This is a genomic window from Sphingomonas sp. PvP056, from assembly GCF_040549155.1.
In the GTDB taxonomy this organism is placed as follows: domain Bacteria; phylum Pseudomonadota; class Alphaproteobacteria; order Sphingomonadales; family Sphingomonadaceae; genus Sphingomonas.
Window position 1 is genome coordinate 134,546 of record NZ_JBEPST010000007.1, and the last position, 23,071, is coordinate 157,616.

Genomic DNA, 23,071 nt, shown 5'->3' on the forward strand with positions numbered 1-23,071 from the left:
GGTCACGGCTTGGGGCCGGTCGGACCCTGTCCTAGAGCGAACCGCGCATCGCTGTCTCTACGATCCTTCTGGCTACGCAGGTCAGCTTCACCCGTTGAGATGATAGCGTCAGGCCCGGTCGTACTTTGCTTCCCAACAGAGACTGCATGAGCGGAAGGAAGCCCAGAACCGCCGGAATAACGGCCGGCAACACTGGCTTCGCTAGCTACGGCGGGTATCTTCAGACCCTCGAGTGCGGGATTGTCAAGGGCGGCAACGATATCGCGCTCGATGATCGCGGAACGTTCGCCAGCCCACTTCTCAATGACTACGTTTCGCGCCATCTCCTGAGTTGGGCTAAGGTCCGTTGCCCAGAGTTCGGGGAGAAGGCCGCGGGGGCTCTTCCCCACTTCCTGGTCGTAGTATCGGGCAAGGTCCTGACGAAGATCCTGCGACATGCTGAAGCCATGGGTTTCTGCGTAACTGGCGTGTTGCTCAAGCGACTGTGACAGTTCCTTATAATGACGTGCCTGTTCGTTATACGATTGTATACGCGACAATGACTCCTCGATTGCCTTCGTGCGGCTTTCGCTTTGCTGAGAGCGGGAGAAATATCCGTCTTGACTATATGTTCCATTGTCGATGGTAACAGCGGTGAAATTACCGTGATCTGTCGCGGCATTTCCGCTGACACTCGTGCTACTATCTAGACTGCCAGTCCTGCTATCCGCAACGTTGCCTGTATTAGATCGGGTATATGTCTGGTTATAGCCGCCGGAGACTTCACCCTTAAGCCCAACTGCCTTCGCGACTGCGCCAAGTACTCCGCCGCCCTTACCACCTTCGCCACCGACGCCAGCTGAGACCCGAATGCCGCCCGAAAGCTGATCGGACCAGTTTGTACCTTTACCTTCCTCGACACTATGGCGCGTACCGTTTCCAACCCGCTGCCGACCATCGACAGATTGGGTGTCGACAATGCCAACTCGATCGCTTCGATTCGTGTTGCTTCCGGTGCGCACACCGGCTGACGAGTCAAAGCCAGAGGACGTGTCGCTACCCCACGAATGGCCATTTCGGAGGGCATTGAGATGACTGGTCTCACGACGGCTTGCCTCCTCGAACCCGTCAGCGATCCGGGCGGCGAACGCCGCTTGACGGCTTTCGGTAGCCACTGACCCGGACGTCATCGAAGCGCTGAACGCCAAGTTCGAGATAGCCTTCGAGGTATCATAAACGTTTTGGCCGTTGCCAAAACCATTAGTCGTTGCGCCATTGTCATGTCGGAAACTCGACGCCATGCCTCCCGACGAGAATGTTGGTGCGTCCGACCATTGATTGCTCTGCCGCATGTTAGACGTAGAGTTGGCGAAGCTGGTATTGCCGTAGCTGTAATTACCAGTGGTCTGCTCGGCCGCGGCAGCCTCGGCCGCGTTTTGCGCCGGCGAGAGGACAGACGTTGCCTGCCCGGAAATGCTCATGGCACCCTTGGCGAGCCCGGCCGCGAGGAACGGAACGGACATCAGCATAAAGCCTGCGATCGTCGCGGTCTCGGCATTGACCGCGCCAATGCCGGCATAGGTCCCCAATGACATCCCGCCTTCTGCAACGCCCTGCGCGGCGCTGGTCGCCCGCGTCATGCAGATCATGTGCAGGATCACGTAAAGCGGCCCCCATGCAGCGAGGTAGAAGAACCCGGTCAGATACCCTTTGAGGGCGCCGACGCCGGTTTGCGGCATCAGGAACAGCGGGAAGATGACAGGGAACATCGCATAAAAGACGACGGTGAGGACGATATTGAGGATCGGGACCCAGCTCATCGCCTGCTGCGCGATCGAATTATATGTATTGCGCGCCTGGATGTCTGCCCGCGTCGTTGCGAACGTATCGATCGACGCTGCGCCCGGACCACCTGCCATGCCGTCACGCGCCTGCATGAAGGCATTGATGGCCGTGTTTTGGCGCAAGATGGTCTCGTAGTTCGCGCTGGAAGCCGTGAAGGCCTGATTGACGATCGGCACATCGCTACGAAGCTTGGCAGAGGCGACCGAGGTGGACAGCTTAGGATAGGTTTCCTTCGCCCAAAGCGACGTGTGCGCCTCGATCATGGTATGCCAAAGGCCATCCAGCATGCCGTAAGCCTGACGGCAGGGAACGATGCTGCTGGTGGTGGCCGCACCCGAACGCTCGACCCAAGGTTGCGAGCGCGCAGCCGACCCAGGACCCATAGCAGCCCATAGATCCTTGGCAGAGGCGAGGTCCGTCATCGACTTCTGGCCGAGCATGATGTCGCCGAAAACGCAGTTCTTGAAGTGCGCTGACAGGTTGGTCGCAAACTCGGCGTCACGAATCTGGAAGTTGCGTGTCGCATCGAGCAACCGTGCGCCGTAGACCATGCCGTTCGTCGAGTAGCTGAGCTGGCTTGGCATCGTGAACACCGTTTCCGCGGTGCGCGTCAGCCAGTCACCGACCTGGCTGGTGAAGCTGGCGATGACGCCGAGCCCAAGGGGCACATTTGCCACGACGGCAGGGGCAAGCGATGGATTTACGCGGTCGGTAACCTTCACGGTGACGGTTGGCACCATCAGGCACATGTAGATCAGCGACGAGCCGAGGAACCAGTTCAGCCATGCACGCACGTTCATCGTGAAGGCGACAGCGAGCAAGGCGTAAATCAAGCCGAGGACCATCACGACGCGGAGAAGCGAGCGGTAACCCCCGCCTCCAGTCCATGCTGCTACCGCGTTAAACGTGTTGACGATGTATTCGCCACCGCCAATCGTGAAGACCTCGAGCATCGCCAATCGTCCTTAGTTGAGGCCCTGCGCGCTCAGCCCGCGCGAGAAATTGAGCGAGGCTGCCATCGCCGGCGACATGCTGTTCTGCAGGGTCGACTCCACCATCACCGACTGGTTGATGAGCGCGAGCGAGGTCATAGTAATCGAGCATCGCGTCCGCGACCTGTTCGGGCGTGCCGACCAGTCCGGTCGAATTGCCCTGCGCGCCGCCGAGCGCCGCGACACCCGTCCACAGGCGCTTGTCGACGCGGTAGCCCTGGTTGGCGGTGTCGAGGAGCCGCTGCGAGCCGGCGTTCGGTGGCGCGTGACCACTGATTGCAACGCCTGCCGTCTCGCGGAGGTCGCGCACCTTCTCGACGATCTGGTCGGCCTTTTTCCATGCCGCTTCTTCGGTATCAGCGATCACCGGGCGCAGCGACAGCGAGAAGCCGGGATTGCGACCATAGCGCGCGGCGGCGTGGCGAATCGTGCCGACTGCTTCGCGCACCTGCGCCTGCGTCTCGCCCCACAGCGCGTAGACGTCCGCGTGGCGCCCGGCGACGTCGATCGCGGCGGGCGACGATCCGCCGAAGAAAACGGGCAGATTGGTTGGCTTGATCTGGCTGAACGCCTGGCGGAAGTTGTAGAAACGGCCGTCGTGATCGAACGGCGTGGCGGATGACCATTCCTGTTTCAGGATCTCCAGATATTCGTCGGTGCGGGCGTAGCGATCGTCCTTCACCGAGTGATCGCCGTCGCGTGCCATTTCGCTGTCCGCCCCGCCGGTGATGATGTGGACCGCGACGCGCCCGCCGGAGAGCTGGTCGAGCGTCGCCAGCTGGCGCGCGGCGAGCGTGGGCTGGGTAAAGCCGGGGCGGTGCGCGATCAGGAAACCGAGCTTGGTGGTAATGGCTGCGGCGTGCGCGGCGACGATCTGGCTTTCGGGGCTGTCTGAGCCGAACGGGATCAGGACGCGGTCGAAGCCACCCTTTTCCTGCGCGATCGCGGCGGCCTCGACATAGGCCTTGTCGAGGCCGCGTGCCTTGCCGACGCCGTGGATTTCGGACGCGTCGTTGAAACCGATATAGCCGATGAACTTGACGGGCATGACGTGTCTCCTGTGGGGGCGTTCGGGGATCAAATGACGTAGAAGCCGTGCGTGCCGTCGCGCGCGAGCTGGTCGACCAGGCCGTATTCCCAGTCGAGATAGGCCTGCATCGCGGCGGCGGCGTTGTCGGTGCCTTCGTAGGGACGCTTGTACCGGTGCGCGGGATCGCCCGGCGGGATCGTCGGACCGGCACCGGTTTCGAGCAGACCGTCGAAGCCGCCGTCCAGGACGAACACGTCCCATCCCATTTGCGCGAGCCACGATGCGGTCATGTCGGCTCGCGGCCCGATGTCGTCGGCGAGGACGATGCGCGCGCCGCGGACGGGCGCGGCGATGTCGGTTTCCTGCACGAGCTGGCCGCCGGGATAGGACCGGAAGCCTGCGACGTGACCAGCTTCGTATTCGTCCGGACGGCGCACATCGAAACGGTAAAGTGTGCGGCTTGTGTCGCGCTCAAGCGTCGTGAGTTCCGCTGGCGTCAGGCGCTTGACCCCGGCGCGGTAGGCGACGGCGCGGGCCGTAGCCGTGGTCTCGTCGCTCTGCCGCACCTCGGGCGCAGGACGGTCGCTGCCATGTGCCAGCGACTGGCCCGCCAGTGTCCAGCCGATCGTGCCGTTGCGCAGCGCGACGACCCGGTTGGGGATTCCGGCGTTGATCAGCGACTGCGTGCCGATGATGCTCCGCGTGCGACCAGCGCAGTTGACGATGATCGTCGTGTCGGGGTCGGGCACTGCCTCGGCCACGCGCAATACGAGTTCCGCACCTGGCACGCTGGTCGAGCCGGGGATGTTCATCGTCGCATATTCCTCGAACCGGCGCGCATCGAGGATCACGATGTCGGCCTTTTCCTCGATCAGCGCGGCGACGTCCTCGGCTGCGAGCCACGGCGTGTGGCGGCGCGCCTCGACCAGTTCGCCGAAAGCCTTCGAATAAGAGTTCACGTCCTCGAAGACTTCGAAGCCCGTCGCGCGCCAGCCTTCGAGTCCGCCTTCAAGCGTCTCGATGTTCGTATAGCCAAGAGCGGTCAGCGTTGCGGCGGCGGTCGCTACATAGCCTTCGCCGTCATCGTACAGCACGATCGGCACGTCCTTGCGCGGCAGGCGGATCGCCGATTCGAGGTCGATACGATCGAAGGCGAGGTTGGCGGCGAACAACGGATGGCCAGTCGCGAATGCCGCCTCATGACGGACGTCGAGTAACGCGACTTCATGTCCGAGCAGCAGCGCGGTGCGGATGTCGTTTGGGGTAGTCATGCGGGGGCTCCCGAGCGGTCCCAGAGGTTCGGCAGCACGGCGTTGGCATAGCCCGACACGAACCGCTTCGGCGTGCCCGCCGCGTCATAGGTCGCGCGTTCGACCGCGCCGATATTGCTGCCGTAGAGGTGGATGCTGATCGACACGCGGTCGTCGAACGCGTTCGATACGCGGTGGATATCGCCGACCGATGGCGAGACCGCCTCCACCTCACCCGCTTCGAGCCGCTCGATCGCGCCGACCGCGTGGAGTCCGCCATCCGGATACCGCGCGAACCGTTCGGACAGTTCGGCGCCGCGCAAGACTCCGACCAACCCCCAGACGCGGTGATCGTGGATCGGCGTGGCTTGTCCCGGTCCCCAGACGAAGCTGACGACCGAGAAGCGCTCGCGGCTGTCGCAGTGGAGCAGGTACTGGCGATAGCGGTCAGGGTCGGGCGCGGCATAGGCATCGGGCAGCCAGTCGTCGTGCGCCACCAGTCTGCCGAGTGCAGCGCTGCCTTCCTCGAGCATTGAACGCTCGTCGCGGGTACGATCCAGCAACGCGCCGATGCCGGTGACGAAGTCGCGCAGCCGGTCGAGCCGCGGGCGATCCTGAACCAAGCTCGCCATCACTCGGCCTTCACGAAGGGCAGGGGCTCGTCCCGCTCGACACCGAGCGAACTCAACAACCGCTCGCGCAATGCCGCCGCGATGCTCGTTCGCTGACCGCGCGGGACCGCGATCCGCTCCTCGACAACGATCCGCCCTTTATCGAGCACCAGCACGCGGTCGGCCAGCGCGATCGCCTCGTCGACGTCGTGCGTCACCAGCAGCACCGCGGGTTTGTGTGCGCGCCACAGCGCCATCACGAGGCCGTGCATCTTGACGCGGGTCAGCGCGTCGAGTGCTGCGAACGGCTCGTCGAGCAGCAGCAGTTTCGGTTCGCGGACCAGCGCGCGGGCGAGCGCCACACGCTGCGCTTCCCCACCCGATAGCGTCAGGGGCCACGCATCCAGCCGGTGGCCAAGCCCGACTTCGCGCAGTGCCGCTTCTGCTCGGTCGCGCACGTCGGCGCCTTTCAGTCCGAGCCCGACATTGCGCCACACCCGCTTCCACGGCAGCAACCGCGCATCTTGGAAGACGACCGCACGCGACGTCGGGATCGTCACGTCCTGTGCTTCGGCGGTATCGAGTCCCGCGAGCGTCCGCAGCAACGTCGTCTTGCCCGACCCCGAACGGCCGAGCAGCGCGACGAATTCGCCCTGCACAATCTCGAGATGGAGATCGTCGAGCACGGTATTGGCGCCGAAACTGCGCGAGAAGCGTGACAGTCTGACGACGGGGCGAATGGGTTGCGGCATCGGAATGATGTGAGAGATCATGTTCATGTCAGGCCTCGACGAGCTTGGGGCGCCACGCGAGCGCGCGGTCTTCGATCAGGCGCACGGACTGGTCGGCGACGAGGCCGAGCCCGGCATAGACGAGCAGGCACACGACGATGATGTCGGTCCTCATGAAATCGCGGGCGTTGTTGATCAGGAAGCCGAGGCCCGCCGAGGCGTTGATCTGCTCGGCGACCACAAGGATCAGCACCGCGACCGAGAAGGCGTAGCGCAGACCGACCAGCAGTTGCGGCAGCGCGGCTGGCAGGACGATGTCGGTGACGATCTGTCCGCGTGAAAGGCCGAAGCTGCGCCCTGCGTCGATCAGCCGGACATCGACGCCGCGGATCCCGTTGTAGAGGTTGAGATAGACCGGGAAGAGCGTCGCGAACGCGATCAGCGCGATCTTGGGGGTCTCGCCGATCCCGAACCAGACGATGAACAGCGGCGACAGCGCCAGCGCAGGCAATGTCCGGAGCATCTGAACGGGCGAGTCGACCGCCGCTTCGCCCTCACGGGTAAGGCCGGCGATCAGCGCAAGGACGATGCCTAGGCTGACGCCGATCACCAGACCGGCGGCGGCGCGGCCGAGCGATACGGCGAGGTTTGCGGGCAATTCGCCCGACACGATCATCGACCAGAGTGTTCCTAACACCTGCGAAGGCGCCGCTAGCGTGCGGGTTGGGATCAGGCCAATCCGGGATGCCGCTTCCCAGGCCAGCATGAGTGCTATTGGCGATACCCAGCGGCTACGCTGCAGCTTGCTCTGCCATGATCGGCTGGTCGATCGTTGGGACGTCTTCGCCATGGACAGCCTTTCGGACGCTTCGTTTCCCGGAGCACCTTCAATGCGGTCTCAATTCCCATCGTTTCAATGGAGAATGACTTGCCAGTCTTATGAGCGTTGCAAATACGAGCTTAAAAAGCCATCGATTTCAACGCGTTGTTTGACCGGAAAAGAAAGCCTTTGCTGCCCTGAAGAGCGTCAATCTGCGCTGGCCGACTCAACAATCGAACGGAGGACGACTTCGTGGAGTCGGTCGAGGACCGGATGGCGCGTGTCGTTGATGCGCACAACATAGGCGACGCGGGGCAGTCCGGGGAGCCCGTCGTGAATTTCCGAGTCTAGCCCCATCAGAGCGTCGGTTCGACAGGTTATCCCGATCCCGCCCGTCACCGCCGCGCGGAGCGCCGACAGGCTCGGCGTCTCCAGCACGATCCGGTAGGGTCTGCCTGCCGCCTCGAGTGCAGCAATCGCGGCATCGCGGAACCGGCATGGCTTCTGGAGCACCGCCAAGGGCAGGATCGCGGCTGAGGTCAGGCGTGGATTACCCAGCCAGTGCATGTCGGCGGTGGCGACGGCGGCCTTATCGGTCTCCTCGCCGATGCACAGGACGATATCGAGACGGTCGGTCGCAAGCAGATCGAGCAGTTCGGCCGATCCCGCGACGCGAACGTCGAGCGACGCATCGGGGTTGCTCGACGCGAACACCGACAAGACGCCGGACAACAACGTTTCCGCGAAATCCTGCACGAACCCGATCCGAGCGGGGCCGGCGAGGCTGCCGTCGGCAAGTGCTGCCAGAGCACGGTCGTTGACGCTCAGCAGTTCGCGCGCATGCGGCAGGAACCGTTCACCCTGCACCGAGAGGACTAGCCTGCGGCCCTCCCGCCGGAACAGCCCGACCTGGAGCAGGTCCTCCAGCCGTTTCATCTGCAGGCTGAGCGCGGACTGGCTGACAAACACGCGGTCCGCGGCGCGCAACATCGAGCCGGCATCGACGATCGCGACGAAGCTGCGCACCACGTCGGTAGGAATGTTGACGGCCATAATGGGTCCTAGAAGCTAGGCGCTTATGCGTAGCAGCTAATCTGTATGGCGCCGATGAGAAACGAAGCGTCTCGCCTCCGGAAGGCGACATTATGAACGGGAATCGAGGTTTGAAGCGGTCCGATCGCGGAGATTAATGAACGGCCGAAGCTGGGCGCCGGCAAAGCAGGCTTGAACGTCTGCTTGTGGGTCTTGTGCTCCTGCCGCGATCTGGTCACGTGAAATAGCGGCCCTTGAAAGCCAAATTGCCGAAAACGACATCTTTGTGATCGGACGTATCGTCGAGCGTACGGCCTACAAGAGCCTTTCCAGCTACAACACAACCTTGGCCAACCTCCCGAAGGGAGAGGTGCCTGAGCTTGACAAGGCGAACGCCGAGGCAGCGGAACTCGCTGCACAGGTTGTCGCCCTCAATCAAGGCGCTGCAAAGGAGAACGTGGCATGACGGAGCTTAAACGTCGCAGTCTGCTGGACGGCCTCAAACCTACAAGCCGCAGTGAAGACTCAGTTCCCAGTGACAACGCGGTCGCGGCTGTTGCCAAACGTCACGGGATCGACGCTGAGGGGAGTGCGCAAGGATCAGAAACCGCAACCACTTCGCCACGACGTCAGAGTAACATCCTCGGCCGGACCCCGCAATTCAATGTCCGGCTTCACCCTAGCACCGTCAAGCAGATCTACGCCGAAGCAAACGGTCGCGGCATCCCAATCGCACAGGTAATTGCGGAAGCGATTGCGCTCTTACGCCCTGTAGACTGACGGGCATCTCAACATGTCAGGGGAGGGGGGACAATGCTTATGGAGCGGACCAATGCCGTCCCTGAACATGGGGTAGATCATCAACCGGCACTGTATGTTCGGGAAGCCGCCACAGCCTGACGAGACTGATAAGTTGCACCCGCGTGGTAGTGATAAGCGTAACTCCTTCTACTACGAAGCGCTACTGATATTACGGCTTTAGTGGATGCGGAACAGTGATCGTCGATGTGCCGACCGGGTAAGTTTCACGCCGCCAGCGTCCTCCAGCTCTAGCTTGCGTGGAAGATCACTATCGGCGCACGAAAGGCTCTAGGAATCGCAGCAGCCTCAGACGACGAGGGGACCGAGGCCTACGTGCATAGCGCCAACCCGAATTGGCCAGCCGCTACAGCCTCATCCAGCAAGAGATGTAAATGGCACCGAAAGGCCGGATCGCTACGGCGTCAAGGGCAGCGGCCTTTGCCAAGGCGCGGACAGACAGATCAACACCCTTTGGAATCAGCCCAGAGAGCCGACCGTTGTCGAAGGCGCGAAGTCGTCGGCGCGCGGCAGGACCGCCGAGGCTTTGGCTATCGGATATGCTCTAGCTTCAAGGTCTTGACCTTCACCTTCTTCCATTCGCGATCGGCGGTGAGGGCAGGGACTCCTAGCTGCACAGCGAGAGCGAGACAGGATCGGTCACCTAGCCCGCGACCGTATTGACGTGTCTGGGCATGCAGAGCAGCAGCGGCATAGGCGGCTTCGGAATCGTGGGCGCGAACGTCTAGACGAAGCTCGTCAAGCAGTTCGCGGGTAGTCACTTGGTCGAGGCCGCTGAGCAGCAACTCCTTGATTACCTCCTGAAGGTTGACTGCCGAAATTGCAGCACGCCCAATGTGGGGAGCAACCTTGTCAGCACCGGGTTCATCTCGGACCAGAGCCAGCACCGCGGATGCGTCGAGAACGACTGATGTCATTATACGTCTCGATCCACGGCGTCGGGCGCGACCTCCCCGAGATCGGCCACACTTTCCGCCTTTCGCTCCTCGAGGAAGTCGTCAGTCGTGCGCGCATGCTTGGCATGTGCCCGATAGAGTGCCTGCGCACGCGATACACCATGCCCGATCGGCGACAAACGAACCTGATCATCCTCAACCGTTAGAATGATCTTCGCATCGCCGTGCAGCCCCATCGCTTTGCGCACCGATGCCGGAAGAACCATACGCCCATTACTGGCAACATTGATATCTATGGTTTGCGTGGCCATTGCTGCATGCCTCTCGTCTGCGACCTAGTCACCCTATGCCACAGTCAGCAATATGCCACAACCCGATGAAATCTATCGGGATCGGAGTGGCAGTTCCTTAATGTGGTGAACCTTTGAGGCGCGAGTTGATGAACGGCACCCCAATGGCTAGAATGGGCCGGTCAGCTTGGCTAGGCTATCAGAGACCGCTATTATTGGTTTGTAGCTATGACCTAGCTGTTTGGCTACTGTGGGTATACCCACTGGAGCCGAGGAATGATGACCGATCAGCCGAAACGAGATGCGATCCGAGCAGCCAGGGTATACTTGCGTGTGAGCACCGACGAGCAAGACCTGACGCGACAAGAGGCGATCGTGGGGAGCGCGCGGGCGGCTGGTTTTTACGTCGCCGCGGTCTATCGCGAGAAAGCGTCAGGCGCTCGACCCGACCGTCCGGAACTGTTGCGCATGGTAGCAGACCTTCAGGCGGGCGAAGTGGTCATCGCCGAGAAGATCGATCGCATTAGCCGCTTGCCGCTGGCCGAGGCGGAGCTTCTGGTTGCCACCATCAGGGGGAAGGGGGCTCGCCTTGCTGTGCCGGGAATCGTTGATCTGTCGGATCTGGTCGAGGACAGTTCAGGCGTGGCTCGGATCGTGCTGGAGGCGGTGCAGGATATGCTTCTACGGGTCGCGCTTCAGACTGCCCGGGATGACTACGAAACCCGTCGCGAGCGACAGCGAGAAGGAATAGAGCTCGCTAAGCGCGCAGGACGCTACACGGGGCGAAAGCCGGACCTGGCGCATCACCGTCGTATTGTCGGACTTCGGGACGCAGGGATGAGCATTGCCAAAACAGCCGAGTTGGCAGGCTGCAGCATTGCTCAGGTCAAACGTGTGACAGCTCTTCACCGGAGGAACCTTGCGGCATCGGGCACGAGTAACACATCGCTTTCGCCAGTTAAGGCTGATCAGCATCTGGACGATCACATTCCGCGACGAGGCGCTGACCACGGATGTTTATCAGCCCGCGTCCATGTTTGTGATAAATCACAGGCTTGACTTGACTATATACTATGTTATTGATTTAAGTATATATACAAACAATAGATTAGTATCTACCAGCAGAATTGGTTGCTTTATGAATACCTACATAATTAGCTTTGCTGGCGAAAACATTTACAAGACGATCGAGTGTGAGTCACTTTCAGATGCACGAAACCAAGCGGTAAAGTACTTGGCTTCGTATCTTATTGATCATCCCGGTTTTGCAAATGACGGACATTGGCGGGTTAACGTGGAAGACGAGGCTCACAACGAGCTTTTTCACGTGATCGTCGCAACGGTTACCTCCCGGCATGCAAAGCAACTTAACCAGTCTGCAGAACTGTAACCGGCTTCGACGTTACAGAAGCTCGGAGCCGATCGGGACGTCGGTATATCCCGATCGGCATAACAACGCCGTTAGCTTGCGGCAGAGCGCGGTGCCTTAGCGGGGCGATACCGTAGCGCGCCACCAATAACCCCAAAGCCCACAATCATAATGATCCAGCTTTGCGGTTCTGGTACCGCCTGTGCCATCGTCAGCCCAAACTTTCGGTCCATATCTTTGTAGCCGGCGGCTTGCACAGCGGCTGTTACATGTACTCCGTCAAACGAGAAGAAGCCTGCGCACCCGGTCGCTTGTGCGCCTGCTGCAACACAGTTGGTGTCGAAGCGTAGCGGAGGGAGATCGAGCGATGCCGGATCGGTGAGGGCGCGCTGGTTGAGATCGTTAAGACTATATTGGAACAGATCCGTGCCCGCGCTCAGCGTCAGGCCTTTGAGTGCGGTGGCGAGGTATCCATTCGCTTCGATCGTCAGCGGATCGCCTGCCATAGGGAAATCGGTGAACAGGATGTTTCGAGCGCCAAGGTTATTGAGCTCTTGGATCCCGCTTACATATTGCTGGGCAGCTGCCTGCAGATAGCTGCTGATATCAGGGTACGACCCGATCGCGCCTACAGGGCCAAACACCCCTTTTGCGCCAAAGACGTCGTTGCCGCCAAAGTTCAGGACATACAGACCGTTTGCGTCGATGCCTTGTGGGGATAGCTTAAAAGCGTTGATCTGCGCTTGCAGGTCAGGGATGCTATCGCCGGTATCAACGATCCGAGCGCCACCAAATGCGTAATTGTTGCCGCCCGCCAGAGACGGGGTGGTCGGCTTTCCAAACAGATCGACCGACAGCAGGTCGGGGTAGTCATAGCCGTTGGTGAAGCGGTGCTCGAAGTACCCAAGAGCTGGATCAGGGCGGGTACCGCCGTTCGCGATAAACAGGTTTCCGGCGTCTACCAGGCTATCGCCGAACACCGTCAGCGACGTGAAGCGCTCGGTTGTTCGACCGGCAGAGGCGGGGCTGGCTGCGAGGATACCCAGGATACCAACTGCGAACGCCCACTTCATTGCCATCTGCCTAACTCCTGATTTTAACCGGTTGACCTTATGGTTAACGCGATGGTTGAAAATCGAAGGTTTGCATAGCGTGCAGTGGCAGTGCTGCATCGATCTCGTTGGGACTGTCGGTAATTTGTCACGCTCGACGTTAAGCGCTGGCGTTGGACGCGACGCCCTTGTTATTGGGCAGCAGCAGTGCGAACCCTAGGGCCGCTTCTAAGCCAGCAGTAGCGTCTGCTGGAGCTTTCTCTTGTCAGCGCTATTTGTGAATGTACTATCTTCCCAACCGTCCAAGTCACCCACCCCGGCGATCAGGGCGGCCAGGGCTGTTGCTACGGTAGTATTCCGAACGGCAGCCCGATCTCTTCTTGCTCGCCTTGCTGATAAAAACAGGGCCCGAGGTGTTTCGTTTCGGAGAGCGCATATGGGGATGATCGAACGCGTTACTCGTACTTTGTGTAAGGCGGCAGGCCAATCAGAGAACTCGGTCTGTCAGGGCAAGCCGATGTGGCGGGCATATGAAAAGTCGGCGCGGATTGTCCTCGAGGCCATGCGCGAGCCCAGTCTAGAAATGCTAGCAGTTCCACAGGTTGACTGGAAAGTAGCCGCGGTAAATTGGAATGTGATGATCAATGCGGCACTTGATCCGTTGTAGATCGTCTCCGTCTCTAACGTTGTCGCGCATCTCGGCAGCCTTTGACGCAATAAGCTGTTGGCGGCAAGTTCACGTTGGCATAGGGATCGTGTAACCACTCATGACCTTTTCGGGTAACAGGGTGGCCAGGGTCGCGCATTTCCATACTCCAACTGGTCGCGGCCCGCCTTTGTAGGCAATTGCGCGATGAGTGCCTGCCTCGCAGCTAGCGCTAATTTGCGGAATGTGGCGGAAGGGCCTCCCGATGTGCTTCCTATACTGGTGGAGCAGGGGCCGTTTCACCGTCGTAGGAGACCGGAACCCTTATGGCAGCGATTTTCTCGGCATGCTCGAACCATTCGACGTCGGTTAGACCGCGGCCATCGATCCACCACTTTGCATCCGTCAGGTGGCTGACTAATGCACTCAAGGGGACGTCATCGCCCTCGTGCAATATCATAGCTAGGAGGCGAGCCGCGCGGAGGGATGTTGCCCAGGCAATCTGGCGGTCGCTGCCGCTGAGCGCTGGCAGTGTGAGATGGGCTACAGCCGCCACGTCGCGTGCGGCCGCTTCCGCCTGAACGGCTTGTTTGTCGGCAATAAAGCACTCGCGGCAACGCGTGGTTTCTAACCACTTGGCCTTCTGTTCCTGTTGCCGCGCATAGCCGGCAAGGTGGTGGATCTGGCCGTGGCCGCAAGCATGCGTGATGACATGTCCCATGGCGGCATGATCGTCAGCGGCGCGATTCTGGCAATCGGTATGAGTCGGGCTGAATCGGATCCGCGGTGAATCGCCTAAGAGCCAAACCACTGATCAGGCCAGCGCTACCCGCTCGGCATGTACCAGCATCGGGCCAATCAACGTACCAACCAAACGTACCCGGTGTTGAAGAAGGTTGACGGGTAAATGGTGCGACTCAAGCTGATAACGGCCGCCATAGTCCCGCCGGAGAAACATTATCCCTCCGACCTGGATGAGTGTTCCTGTTTCATCGATCCGTTCGCCGGTTGCCATCATGCCTATTTTCGTAGTCAACTTTTGCAGTCGTCATGCTCGGATTTTCTCTGAAATATCTGATATTTTCGTCGAGCAGCCGTACGTTTTCGGGACAAGTCATCCTTTGTGTGGGTGTTCAGCCACCAGCAAAGTTTCTCATACTAGCGAATTGCTCAACCTAACGTGAACAAGCCCGCACAATGAACATCATCTCCTACAGTTCGGCCGGCATGCCCGCCAACGAGGTCGAGCGTCAAAAAGCAACGGAGGCATCAGGCCTGTTAAACGCGGTCGGCGATTCCACGCTTATGGATCTGGCGCGACGCGCGCGTATCCATTGTCGCGCCGAAACGGCATTGGTTTGCGCAGTAAGCCACTACAACATTTTCGTCATTGCGCAGGACCGTGTGCGCCCGGGTGTTTTTAACCGATCCACATCATTTGTAAGCCATTTGATACAGGCTGACGCAGACGCACTTTTTGTCCCAAGTGCAAAAAATGATGTCCGCTTCGCTGCCTATCCATTGGTAGAAAGTGGAGACATAGACTTTTACGCGGCTGCGGGAATGAGAGACGAACAAGGGTATCTCGTGGGGGCAATGTGCGTCACTTCTTGCCAACCAAAGCTTGACTGGAATATTGAAGACCAAGACTTTTTGCGGACATGCGCTGTAGATGCGATGCAAAAAGTCAGTAGGAAAAGTTTGTGAGTTGGATGCGTATCACGCGCGTGACTGGTCTAAATATTAAACTTTATGTCATTTGGCGTACGTTCAGGATCGGTTAAAGGCCTTGAACCTAGACGGCCACCCAAAGGAGACTTTATGTCAGACGAGACCGATAACACTATGGAGCTTGCCGCGGAATTGACAATGGCGTGGCTTTCCAATGCCAATACGCGGGTCGCAGCTGAAGATGTTCCGACATTCTTGAAGTCGATGTACGACGCGGTGAACGGCCTTACCGGCGTACCAGTCGAGAGTTCGGTCGAGGAGGAAAACGCTACCCAATATACTGCGGCCGTCACGGCACGAAAGTCCTTGGCCAACCCGGATGTCATCATCTCGATGATCGACGGCAAGCCGTATAAAACGTTGACGCGGCACCTTTCGACCAATGGTCTCACAGCGAACGAGTACCGTGCCCGCTACGGATTGAAGGCTGATTACCCAATGACGGCGCCTGCCTACTCGGAAATGCGCCGCGAAATGGCCAAAAAGATTGGCCTTGGCCGTAAGCCTGGGCAGAAAGTCGCGGCAAAGCCGCAGGCTTCAGCGGACGCGCCAAAGCGCGGTCGGCCGGCAAAGTCCGCCTCGACTGACTAACGCTGCGCGGCGAACGTGGTCACCACGTTCGCGATACGCAAGGGACGCATGGTAGCAGGCTTTGGCACCGATGATCGCCAAGGCTCGATTGGGGCATATCTGTGATATTTGTGCAATGGTTCTGCAAACTTAGCCCCTGTTGGAACAAGCGCATAACCGTATCGTTGCCACACTATGCTATGTGATCGATACCTCGACGAACTGGCCGAAACCTTTGAGGCTGGGTTCGCAGCGACCAACGGTGAACCTGTGATCGCAGACGCGATGGTCAGGGCGGATGAAGTCCGCTTCACAGCATGGTTGGACGGTGCCTGTTACAGCGATCAAACTATTGCTGACTCATTTGTCAGTTATCAGCATGCCGAGCGAAGCGTTTTGACGTTCCACTAAGTCCTGCGTTTGGACCTCGTCCGTTTTGATGATGGTCCGCCAGATTCGCGGCGATTGTAACACGTTAATCTTACAAATAGCACGGCTGACCGACATGGCGGCCTACAGTGCTGGTACTCGTTAACCATGAATGAGCAAGGTGGATTGTCTGGTAAGGCAATCCATCAATCCGTTCTTATGGACCCATACCTCAGACAAAGTCCGTGATCAGCGACGCGCGCTGCACTTTTCCGGGGGTTTGTGGTGTTTATTCAACCTGAAGCTCGTTTCTCTGCCGCAGCAATGGGGCAGGCCAAACCAGGGTTTGCAGATCGTCTTCCAGACGAACAGCGCGCTAAACTTGTCCCAGGCATATTCAGCCAAGCTGTGGACATCGAGCTCGCTGACACAAGTGATCGACGTGAAACGGCGTGCTTGCTTATCAACAAGCGTTACGCCTGGCGCGGATATGGCAACCATCATGCGCTGCCATCGCACCGTGCCAGTGCAACCTTTACTGCGTCCGCGCAGTCCGAGGTACTTGGGACAGTCACGCTCGTGGTCGACTCCGATATCGGACTGGCAGCGGACAAAATCTTCGCAGAAGAACTTGATGCGTTCCGTAACGCCGAAGGCCGCAAGATTTGTGAACTAAGCCGCCTGGCGTTTGAGACGAGCTTGCCGTCCAAGCCTTTGCTGGCAGCGCTGTTTCACATCGTCTTCATCTACGGATACCACCACCATCGCTGCACCGACCTGTTTATCGAGGTCAATCCGCGGCATCGCCGCTTCTACGAGGCAATGTTGGGCTTCAAGCCAATTGGTGCACCACGCACCAACGAGAGCGTTGCCGCACCGTCGCAGCTTATGTGGCTGGAAATCGCAAGCATTCGCCCCCGCATTGAAATGGCTGCGGTAAACGCGACGTCAGACAAAGCTCAACGGTCGCTATACTCGCTATTTTTCTCGCGTGACGATGCGCTCGAGCTGGCCGAGGAGCTGACTTCGGACGAGGCTATCCAGCGCAAGATGGACGGCAACGCGCTGGTAAAGATCTACCTGACGGATTTGTGACAAATAAAAAAATGCCGCCGGTTTTCACCGGCGGCATTTACTGCGTTTCGCTTATGCGAAAGCGACAGTCGAGCTACGACGACGATAGCGCAAGCCTGCGCCCATCATGCCGAAGCCGGCCAGCATCATCATCCACGTGGCGGTCTCAGGAACTGCCGACGGGATAAAGGTCAGGTTGCCGCCATACGAAGCGCCGCCCTGCGACGTACCCGAAACCATGAGGGTGTTCAGCTGGCCTGCTGCAACCGGAAGAGCATCGCCACCAGCGAATACGAGATTGCCCAACGCGCCGATGGTGAGGTCCATCCCGTTGAAGGTGACCTTCGAGAAGGTCAGCGAAGTCACGCCGTTCATCAGGACGGTCGAGCTGATCACCGAACCGCTGCCGAGGCCAGTCGCCGGGAGGGTGAAGGTGAAGGTGTCGCTGAACGTGCCAGCACCGATGCCAACGCGCGAGATTGCGCCGTTGTACGTGCCGTTCGGGCCCATTGCAGCCTGGAACGAGCCAACGCCAGGCGTCGTGGTGCCAACGGGGAACACAGCTGCCGAAGCAGGTGCAACGTTTGCGATTGCGATGACTGCAACAGCGGCGACGGCGGAAAGGAACTTGGTACGCATCAAGGCACTCCTGATTGATAGGTTTCCCTTCATCAGCAAGGAGCGTGCCAATGGCCAATTATCGACGATTTGCGTTAACTTAACCATGACGCTGTAAACTCAAGCGACAGAATTCCAGACTTGCCCAGTAGGCGTAGACGCTGTCGTATCACCGACCTTAATCTACCTACCAAACTCATCGCGTCAGGTAGAATGCCGCCGACTTCCGCCGGCGGCATCAACTGTTGTATGTGATTATGCGAACGACACCGTCGCGCTACGACGACGGTAGCGCAGGCCTGCACCCATCAGGCCGAAGCCGGCGAGCATCATCATCCACGTTGCAGTCTCAGGAACGGCACCGGGAACGAACGTCAGATTGCCACCGTACGATGCGCCACCTGCCGAGATACCCGAAACGACCAGAGTATTGAGCTGGTTTGCGAAGATCGGCACATTGTTGACGCCAGCGAATGTGAGGTTGCCTGCCATGTCGATGGCCAGCGAGGTCCCATTGAACGTCACTGACGAGAAGGTGAGAGCCGTGCTGCCACCAACGTTCGAGCTGATTACCGAACCGCTGCCGAAACCAGCGGCCGGGAGCGTGAACGTGAACGTGTCAGTGAACGAGCCTTCACCAAGGCCAACACGATTGATAGCGCCGTTGAACGTGCCATTCGGTCCTGGAGCTGCCTGGAACGAGCCAACGCCAGGCGTCGTCGTGCCAACTGGGAAGACTGCTGCCGACGCCGGTGCGACGTTTGCGATCGAGACCAGCGCAACTGCTGCGACGGCGGAGAGAAGCTTGGTACGCATATTGATACCTCCTTTGGATGATACCGCACATCCTGCAAGGAATGCGCCAACGGCGGAATTGTGCCAAACTGGGGCGTGTAAGGTGGGCGGGTTGTAAGGCGTACTGACAGTTTGAGGCCTTACCGCCAGCACTAAGATGGCGGTAGAATTCCGAAGGCGTATGCATCTTATTGCTGAGTTGCCTCGTAATGCATAGGGTAACGATAAGACGAGAGACCGCCCTTTAACGCGAGGTACCGTAGTGGCCCATTCGGCACGAGCTCTTATCCGTCCAATGACATGATAGAAAACCAAGCAATTCAGCCTATTCGGTCAGACTACGAACGACATCGGCAGATTGCGGTAGACGCTATAAGGCGAACGACTGCAGAACGTGAATCGGTTTTGCAGGCTATCGTCGAGCACGCAACGGCATCTGCAGACACAGCAATCGGGGCGATATCAATTATTGATCGCGATCGTCAGTGGATCGCAGCGCGCGTAGGTATCAATGCCACCGAAACGCTACGTTCCGAGTCAATCTGTGCCAAAGCTCTTCTCCGTCCGGGCGAGCCTCTCATCATTCTTGATACGACACTTGATACACGCTCGGCGGGCTTACCAATGATAATTGGCGCACCTTACGTTCGCTTTTACGCCGGGATCCCTCTCATCAGCAGGTCGGGTTACGCGCTCGGTGCCTTATGCGTCGTCGACACATCCCCACGCGAGGTGGCGCCAGATATGTCGGCACTTGGACGCCTTGCGCGGCAAGCGGAACGCATTTTGAACGGATAAATTGGCACGAGCCTGCCAGCATAACAAGGTCGCATGCTAGGAAAGGCACCCGTGATGGCTATTTGACCCCGGGATCGATCCACGAAAAGTCGTTTTCTTCCACATTGCCTTCGCCAAAGTGTACCACATATTTGGGACCGGCTTCGAGACACTTTATACGTGCCTCAGCAGATGTGGGGAAGATGCCAAGCAAGTGCCAGGGCACCAGCCTTACTACACCCCATCCAGTCGTCCTCTTCATTGCTGACCAGCTAACGGCATGGGGGTGATTGTATTCCGCACTTTCCGGCTCCGGTGACTCTGAGACGCGTCGACGAGAAACTGTTGCAAACATCATGCCATCGTTCATCTATCTGATAGGGCAGCTCAGAAATCTCTCTACCTGTAAAAAAAACTGACAAAAATGGTTCAAGCACAGGTCGTTGCGGTGTCGCCATGCCGTGTCACACCGGGTTTGCGAATATGCGGCGATCTGCCAGGGGGGTGAGGTGCCAGTCTTGCCGAACGGAACTCAGATTTGGAATCGCTGCCCACCATTTGTGACTGCGAGTAGACCGTTTGGCGACCTCATGGAGACCGGTCAGTGAGGGAAACGATAGCAAAGCATAAACTGCGGCCGGTCGTCCGGTTGTTATGGAGAAACGAGTGACAACAGAAACCGTAGGTTGGGGCGTCATACGAATGGTGCCGTGGCATGTGCTGGGGATATACCCAACGTCGATCGTCGCCCAGATACGATGTATGGAAGCCGGTAAAGGCTACGAGGTACACCTTGGGGAAGGTAACGAGGTAGAGCAGCGTTTCGTATGGGACGACCCTGATGATGCAGTTGATCGTTCATAGGTCTTAAAGCTCTGCGTCTTGTCTGAAAACCCAATCTGAAAACGCTTACCAGCAGACTGAAAGAACGCCGTTAACTGTTTTGCTAGTTAAAGGCTCTATCAGCTGATAAAGTCGACCTTGATGCGACGTTTATCAGTCCAATGCATGAAACAGGCGGCCTGTTGGATAGGTAGGGTTGGCGTGAGAGCAGAAGCCCTTCGCAGTACTAACGTTTTGTTTGGGCTGATCGCCCAGGATATTCTGTTTGAACTGATGCCGCACCGATGTAATCCATCTATAACCGCAGTAGCTGTCAGACTATCAGATCGAAGCCAGCGTTCTAAGGGACTTCCAGCGAGAACCAATGCCAACACGCCAACCACTATGCACACAATTTTCATGGCCGGGCGGTCAGATATAAATTCCTAAGTTGCAACCGACGAGTTCGTGGCTGTCAGCTCGAAAAATAGCCATTCGTCCGGTTTTGGTTCGATCTCCTCAAAACGACTAGTCACCCGATACGCCTAAATATGTAGGATGGGACGCTAGATGATTTTGTGTGGTGTGCAGGCCGGCACGCCATAACACCTGAGTTTTTTGGTTTGAGACAAATGCCCTCGTCCGTTGCTAACCCGGTGCAATCTGTGGCGCTAAACTGTACGAACCAGTGCATGGACCTGTTCAATCTCGTGCGGCTACGTCATACGTCCTATAGCGAACCCTAGCCGGGGGCAGACTATGAAGCGATCTGATCTTATTAACTTTATCGCAGTCAACAACCCAAGTCTGTCGCCAAAACGCGTCGAGACGATCGTTCTGGCATTCTTTGAACTAATTGAAACACAATTGATCAGAGGAGGACGGGTAGAAATCCGGGGGTTTGGCGTTTTCGAAACGAGAAGCCGAGATCGCCGCACTGGGCGAAACCCAAAAACAAACACGCAAGTAGAGGTAGGGGCGAAACGAGTGCCGTTTTTTAGGCCGGGAAAAGAGGTCAGAAAACTGGTGCGCAAGAAGTCTGATCAAGACGACTAACCGCTAACCCTAGTACCCCATCCTCGACCATATACCGCTAGATAGGCCAAACGACGCGACAACGATGCGCTCAACTGACGTATGGCTGTGAGCTGGACACCATAGATATCACCTTCTGACCGTCGACATTGGACGCAGAACCTAAAAACCGGAAGATCGGTGATAGGCCATCGTGCATCAGCCTCAAAGGCTACTGAAGGCCTCCACCTTATGTGCCGAATCAATAAACTGGTTGACGGTCGTTAACCATAAATGCAGGGTGTTCACGCGGCTTATCTACGCAGTAAGCTGCCTGATTGACGGAAGGTTCACCCGCTACGTTGGTTGTCATCATTGTGCGGGTGAACTTTTCTGTGTCACTTACTCAAGCCGCAAGTGCCACTACTGCGTCGGCTTCTGGGGCGGCCAGAAAGTAGCCCCTGCCACGTACCGTGCCGATATATTCGTCTCCATCGCAGGCTTGGCTCAGTTTCTTTCTGAGTTTGTAGATGTACACATTGATGATTTTCACCTCAGGCTCTTCCATACCGCCGTACAGATGATTCAGGAACACCTCTTTAGTAAGTGTTGCTCCCCTGCGTAGCGCGAGTAGTTCTAAAACGGCGTACTCTTTGGCAGTGAGGAAAAGGGGTGTGCCAGCGATAGAAACTGTTTTAGTATTAAGATCGACTGCAATCTTGCCGACGCGAACGACGGAGTGGCTGTGTCCTTGCGAGCGACGGACCACAGCATGGATGCGCGCCAGAAGTTCAGCTGGGTGAAAGGGCCGTGTAACATAGTCGTCCGCGCCGAGATTGAACGCACGAACCTTGTCCTGCACGCCACTAGCATCAGAGAGCATCAAAACCGGCGTCGTTACACGGCTCAACCGAAGCCTTCTCAAAACCTCAAAGCCCGTGATGTCCGGGAGAGAATGGTCTAGGAGAATGATGTCAAACTCATACAGTTTTCCGAGCTCTAGGCCTTCTTCACCAGAGCATGTCGTATGCGCGTTCAGAGTCACGGAAAGAAGCGTTGTTAGGGCGGTTGAACGGTCCTCAATCACTAAAATCCGCGTTGCCGTGCTCCATCCCGGTTAACGGTAGACTGTTCGGGTTTGTAAAGGGTTAAGAGTGCGTCCACCATCAAAAAGGGTACGGCATGCATGACGTGGTTCAAGTCGACTTTATCGTGCGCCGTAAGACAGGTGGTCCGCTGATGCTGGTGACGGCGATCAGTTCTGAAGGGCCCGGGTCTGCGCTTATGGCGTTTTGCGAGTGGCAGGAGGGTAGCTCGCCAGCTCGGGCAACGGTCCCCCTGGACAAACTGGTATCGTTCACCCGAATTTAGTGTTTTGATGCGATCAATGCGTTCTGAGGATTGCGATCCGTAGACGTTGGTTGACCGTTAAGATAAGGCGGTGCCAGCGGGCCTAGTACGCATACCCGCAGGCTTCACAACCTTGCCCACGGCAGTTTCTGCCGTGGGCATTTTTATTTGGCAGTATGGTGCAAGGGATCGGCTTTGCCGCAGTCGATCTGCTAGCTCGAAGTCGACATTAGTACTTCTTTTGAAATAACGTATCCAGGCGAGACAAATCCATTACGGCGGACATTTGCCCCTAACGCTTGGTATGACCGGTTGCAGCAAGGCCGCTATTTTGATCTCCGGCCCGATACATGGCGGCGTTAACATCGTCGTTGGCCTTCTGTCTGGTACGTTCTTGAGCAGCCTGGGTATCTTTGAAGACGGTCGTTTCAGCGGCCGAGTGCGGCGTACGCCTGCACGCGGCCACGAACAGTACGGTAAGGATGCAAAACGAAATTCTTACCATCGGCAACATATGATCCTCCTAACATTCGAACGAACCATATCGGACATTTTCGCATCTCGACATTAAGTTGGTAGAAACATTCGG

General features: G+C 58.2%; 26 protein-coding genes. 10 read left to right on the forward strand and 16 right to left on the reverse strand.

Annotated elements, in window-relative coordinates; genetic code table 11:
* Positions 1-2: 2 nt before the first annotated feature.
* The 7 genes from ABIC17_RS16375 to ABIC17_RS16405 form a co-directional block, all read right to left on the reverse strand.
* The gene (locus tag ABIC17_RS16375; protein ID WP_354283582.1) at positions 3-2,777 is read right to left on the reverse strand and encodes a conjugal transfer protein TraG N-terminal domain-containing protein; all 2,775 of its coding nucleotides are present in this window, start codon (positions 2,775-2,777) and stop codon (positions 3-5) included.
* Positions 2,725-3,864 carry an LLM class flavin-dependent oxidoreductase gene (locus ABIC17_RS16380; protein WP_354283584.1) on the reverse strand — a complete coding sequence of 380 codons (1,140 nt, stop codon included), beginning with the start codon at positions 3,862-3,864 and terminating at the stop codon, positions 2,725-2,727. Before ABIC17_RS16380 ends, ABIC17_RS16375 begins: the two co-directional genes overlap by 53 nt.
* Before the next feature lie 29 nt (positions 3,865-3,893).
* Positions 3,894-5,117: a rhodanese-like domain-containing protein gene (locus ABIC17_RS16385; protein WP_354283585.1), complete on the reverse strand. Its 1,224-nt coding sequence runs from the start codon at positions 5,115-5,117 to the stop codon at positions 3,894-3,896.
* Positions 5,114-5,728, reverse strand: a complete 615-nt coding sequence (locus ABIC17_RS16390) for a cysteine dioxygenase family protein (protein WP_037528250.1) — start codon at positions 5,726-5,728, stop codon at positions 5,114-5,116. Before ABIC17_RS16390 ends, ABIC17_RS16385 begins: the two co-directional genes overlap by 4 nt.
* A complete protein-coding gene (locus ABIC17_RS16395; protein WP_354283588.1) occupies positions 5,728-6,486 on the reverse strand; it encodes an ABC transporter ATP-binding protein in 759 nt (252 codons plus the stop codon). Before ABIC17_RS16395 ends, ABIC17_RS16390 begins: the two co-directional genes overlap by 1 nt.
* 1 nt (position 6,487) lies before the next feature.
* Complete coding sequence (locus tag ABIC17_RS16400; protein WP_052148971.1) at positions 6,488-7,288, reverse strand: ABC transporter permease; 801 nt, start codon at positions 7,286-7,288, stop codon at positions 6,488-6,490.
* 177 nt (positions 7,289-7,465) lie between these two features.
* Positions 7,466-8,311 (reverse strand): LysR substrate-binding domain-containing protein, encoded by an 846-nt coding sequence (locus ABIC17_RS16405; RefSeq protein WP_354283590.1) that lies wholly within the window; start codon positions 8,309-8,311, stop codon positions 7,466-7,468.
* Between the two features lie 265 nt (positions 8,312-8,576).
* Between ABIC17_RS16405 and ABIC17_RS16410 the strand changes: the two genes are divergently transcribed.
* Both ABIC17_RS16410 and ABIC17_RS16415 read left to right on the forward strand, forming a co-directional pair.
* A complete protein-coding gene (locus ABIC17_RS16410; protein WP_354283592.1) occupies positions 8,577-8,756 on the forward strand; it encodes a hypothetical protein in 180 nt (59 codons plus the stop codon).
* Complete coding sequence (locus ABIC17_RS16415) at positions 8,753-9,070, forward strand: hypothetical protein (protein ID WP_354283593.1); 318 nt, start codon at positions 8,753-8,755, stop codon at positions 9,068-9,070. Before ABIC17_RS16410 ends, ABIC17_RS16415 begins: the two co-directional genes overlap by 4 nt.
* Positions 9,071-9,639: 569 nt before the next feature.
* Here ABIC17_RS16415 and ABIC17_RS16420 read toward each other — a convergent pair.
* Together ABIC17_RS16420 and ABIC17_RS16425 are read right to left on the reverse strand one after the other, a co-directional pair.
* Positions 9,640-10,026: a type II toxin-antitoxin system VapC family toxin gene (locus ABIC17_RS16420; RefSeq protein WP_354283595.1), complete on the reverse strand. Its 387-nt coding sequence runs from the start codon at positions 10,024-10,026 to the stop codon at positions 9,640-9,642.
* Entirely contained in the window at positions 10,026-10,316 is a 291-nt protein-coding gene (locus tag ABIC17_RS16425) for an AbrB/MazE/SpoVT family DNA-binding domain-containing protein (protein ID WP_354283596.1), read from the reverse strand. Before ABIC17_RS16425 ends, ABIC17_RS16420 begins: the two co-directional genes overlap by 1 nt.
* Before the next feature lie 255 nt (positions 10,317-10,571).
* On the opposite strand from ABIC17_RS16425, the gene ABIC17_RS16430 reads away from it, so the two are divergent.
* Positions 10,572-11,354, forward strand: a complete 783-nt coding sequence (locus ABIC17_RS16430) for a recombinase family protein (RefSeq protein ID WP_502958483.1) — start codon at positions 10,572-10,574, stop codon at positions 11,352-11,354.
* A 79-nt stretch (positions 11,355-11,433) separates the two neighbouring features.
* Positions 11,434-11,685: a DUF6894 family protein gene (locus tag ABIC17_RS20290; RefSeq protein WP_502958485.1), complete on the forward strand. Its 252-nt coding sequence runs from the start codon at positions 11,434-11,436 to the stop codon at positions 11,683-11,685.
* A gap of 71 nt (positions 11,686-11,756) precedes the next feature.
* Here ABIC17_RS20290 and ABIC17_RS16435 read toward each other — a convergent pair whose 3' ends face one another.
* Positions 11,757-12,743 carry a PEPxxWA-CTERM sorting domain-containing protein gene (locus tag ABIC17_RS16435; RefSeq protein WP_354283598.1) on the reverse strand — a complete coding sequence of 329 codons (987 nt, stop codon included), beginning with the start codon at positions 12,741-12,743 and terminating at the stop codon, positions 11,757-11,759.
* A gap of 409 nt (positions 12,744-13,152) precedes the next feature.
* Between ABIC17_RS16435 and ABIC17_RS16440 the strand changes: the two genes are divergently transcribed.
* Positions 13,153-13,383, forward strand: coding sequence for a hypothetical protein (locus ABIC17_RS16440; protein ID WP_354283600.1), 231 nt, complete (start codon positions 13,153-13,155; stop codon positions 13,381-13,383).
* Between the two features lie 253 nt (positions 13,384-13,636).
* On the opposite strand, the gene ABIC17_RS16445 is transcribed toward ABIC17_RS16440, so the two are convergent.
* The gene (locus ABIC17_RS16445; RefSeq protein ID WP_354283602.1) at positions 13,637-14,083 is read right to left on the reverse strand and encodes a hypothetical protein; all 447 of its coding nucleotides are present in this window, start codon (positions 14,081-14,083) and stop codon (positions 13,637-13,639) included.
* A gap of 93 nt (positions 14,084-14,176) precedes the next feature.
* Positions 14,177-14,380, reverse strand: coding sequence for a DUF5818 domain-containing protein (locus tag ABIC17_RS16450; protein WP_354283604.1), 204 nt, complete (start codon positions 14,378-14,380; stop codon positions 14,177-14,179).
* Positions 14,381-14,559: 179 nt separating this feature from the next.
* Here ABIC17_RS16450 and ABIC17_RS16455 point away from each other — a divergent pair, with 179 nt between their 5' ends.
* The 3 genes from ABIC17_RS16455 (at position 14,560) to ABIC17_RS16465 (ending at position 17,127) form a co-directional block, all read left to right on the forward strand.
* The gene (locus ABIC17_RS16455) at positions 14,560-15,069 is read left to right on the forward strand and encodes a GAF domain-containing protein (RefSeq protein WP_354283606.1); all 510 of its coding nucleotides are present in this window, start codon (positions 14,560-14,562) and stop codon (positions 15,067-15,069) included.
* A 114-nt stretch (positions 15,070-15,183) separates the two neighbouring features.
* A complete protein-coding gene (locus ABIC17_RS16460; protein ID WP_354283608.1) occupies positions 15,184-15,684 on the forward strand; it encodes a Ros/MucR family transcriptional regulator in 501 nt (166 codons plus the stop codon).
* A gap of 633 nt (positions 15,685-16,317) precedes the next feature.
* Positions 16,318-17,127 carry an N-acyl amino acid synthase FeeM domain-containing protein gene (locus ABIC17_RS16465; RefSeq protein ID WP_354283610.1) on the forward strand — a complete coding sequence of 270 codons (810 nt, stop codon included), beginning with the start codon at positions 16,318-16,320 and terminating at the stop codon, positions 17,125-17,127.
* 51 nt (positions 17,128-17,178) lie between these two features.
* On the opposite strand, the gene ABIC17_RS16470 is transcribed toward ABIC17_RS16465, so the two are convergent.
* Both ABIC17_RS16470 and ABIC17_RS16475 read right to left on the reverse strand, forming a co-directional pair.
* Complete coding sequence (locus ABIC17_RS16470) at positions 17,179-17,832, reverse strand: FxDxF family PEP-CTERM protein (RefSeq protein WP_354283611.1); 654 nt, start codon at positions 17,830-17,832, stop codon at positions 17,179-17,181.
* A gap of 147 nt (positions 17,833-17,979) precedes the next feature.
* Positions 17,980-18,540, reverse strand: coding sequence for an FxDxF family PEP-CTERM protein (locus ABIC17_RS16475; RefSeq protein ID WP_354283613.1), 561 nt, complete (start codon positions 18,538-18,540; stop codon positions 17,980-17,982).
* A gap of 279 nt (positions 18,541-18,819) precedes the next feature.
* Here ABIC17_RS16475 and ABIC17_RS16480 point away from each other — a divergent pair, with 279 nt between their 5' ends.
* The gene (locus ABIC17_RS16480; RefSeq protein ID WP_354283615.1) at positions 18,820-19,317 is read left to right on the forward strand and encodes a GAF domain-containing protein; all 498 of its coding nucleotides are present in this window, start codon (positions 18,820-18,822) and stop codon (positions 19,315-19,317) included.
* 1,560 nt (positions 19,318-20,877) lie between these two features.
* On the forward strand, positions 20,878-21,174 hold the full coding sequence (locus ABIC17_RS16485) for an HU family DNA-binding protein (protein WP_354283617.1): 297 nt from the start codon (positions 20,878-20,880) through the stop codon (positions 21,172-21,174).
* Positions 21,175-21,538: 364 nt separating this feature from the next.
* On the opposite strand, the gene ABIC17_RS16490 is transcribed toward ABIC17_RS16485, so the two are convergent.
* Positions 21,539-22,225 carry a response regulator transcription factor gene (locus ABIC17_RS16490; protein ID WP_502958490.1) on the reverse strand — a complete coding sequence of 229 codons (687 nt, stop codon included), beginning with the start codon at positions 22,223-22,225 and terminating at the stop codon, positions 21,539-21,541.
* 549 nt (positions 22,226-22,774) lie between these two features.
* Positions 22,775-22,996: a hypothetical protein gene (locus tag ABIC17_RS16495; RefSeq protein WP_354283621.1), complete on the reverse strand. Its 222-nt coding sequence runs from the start codon at positions 22,994-22,996 to the stop codon at positions 22,775-22,777.
* Positions 22,997-23,071: the final 75 nt, after the last annotated feature.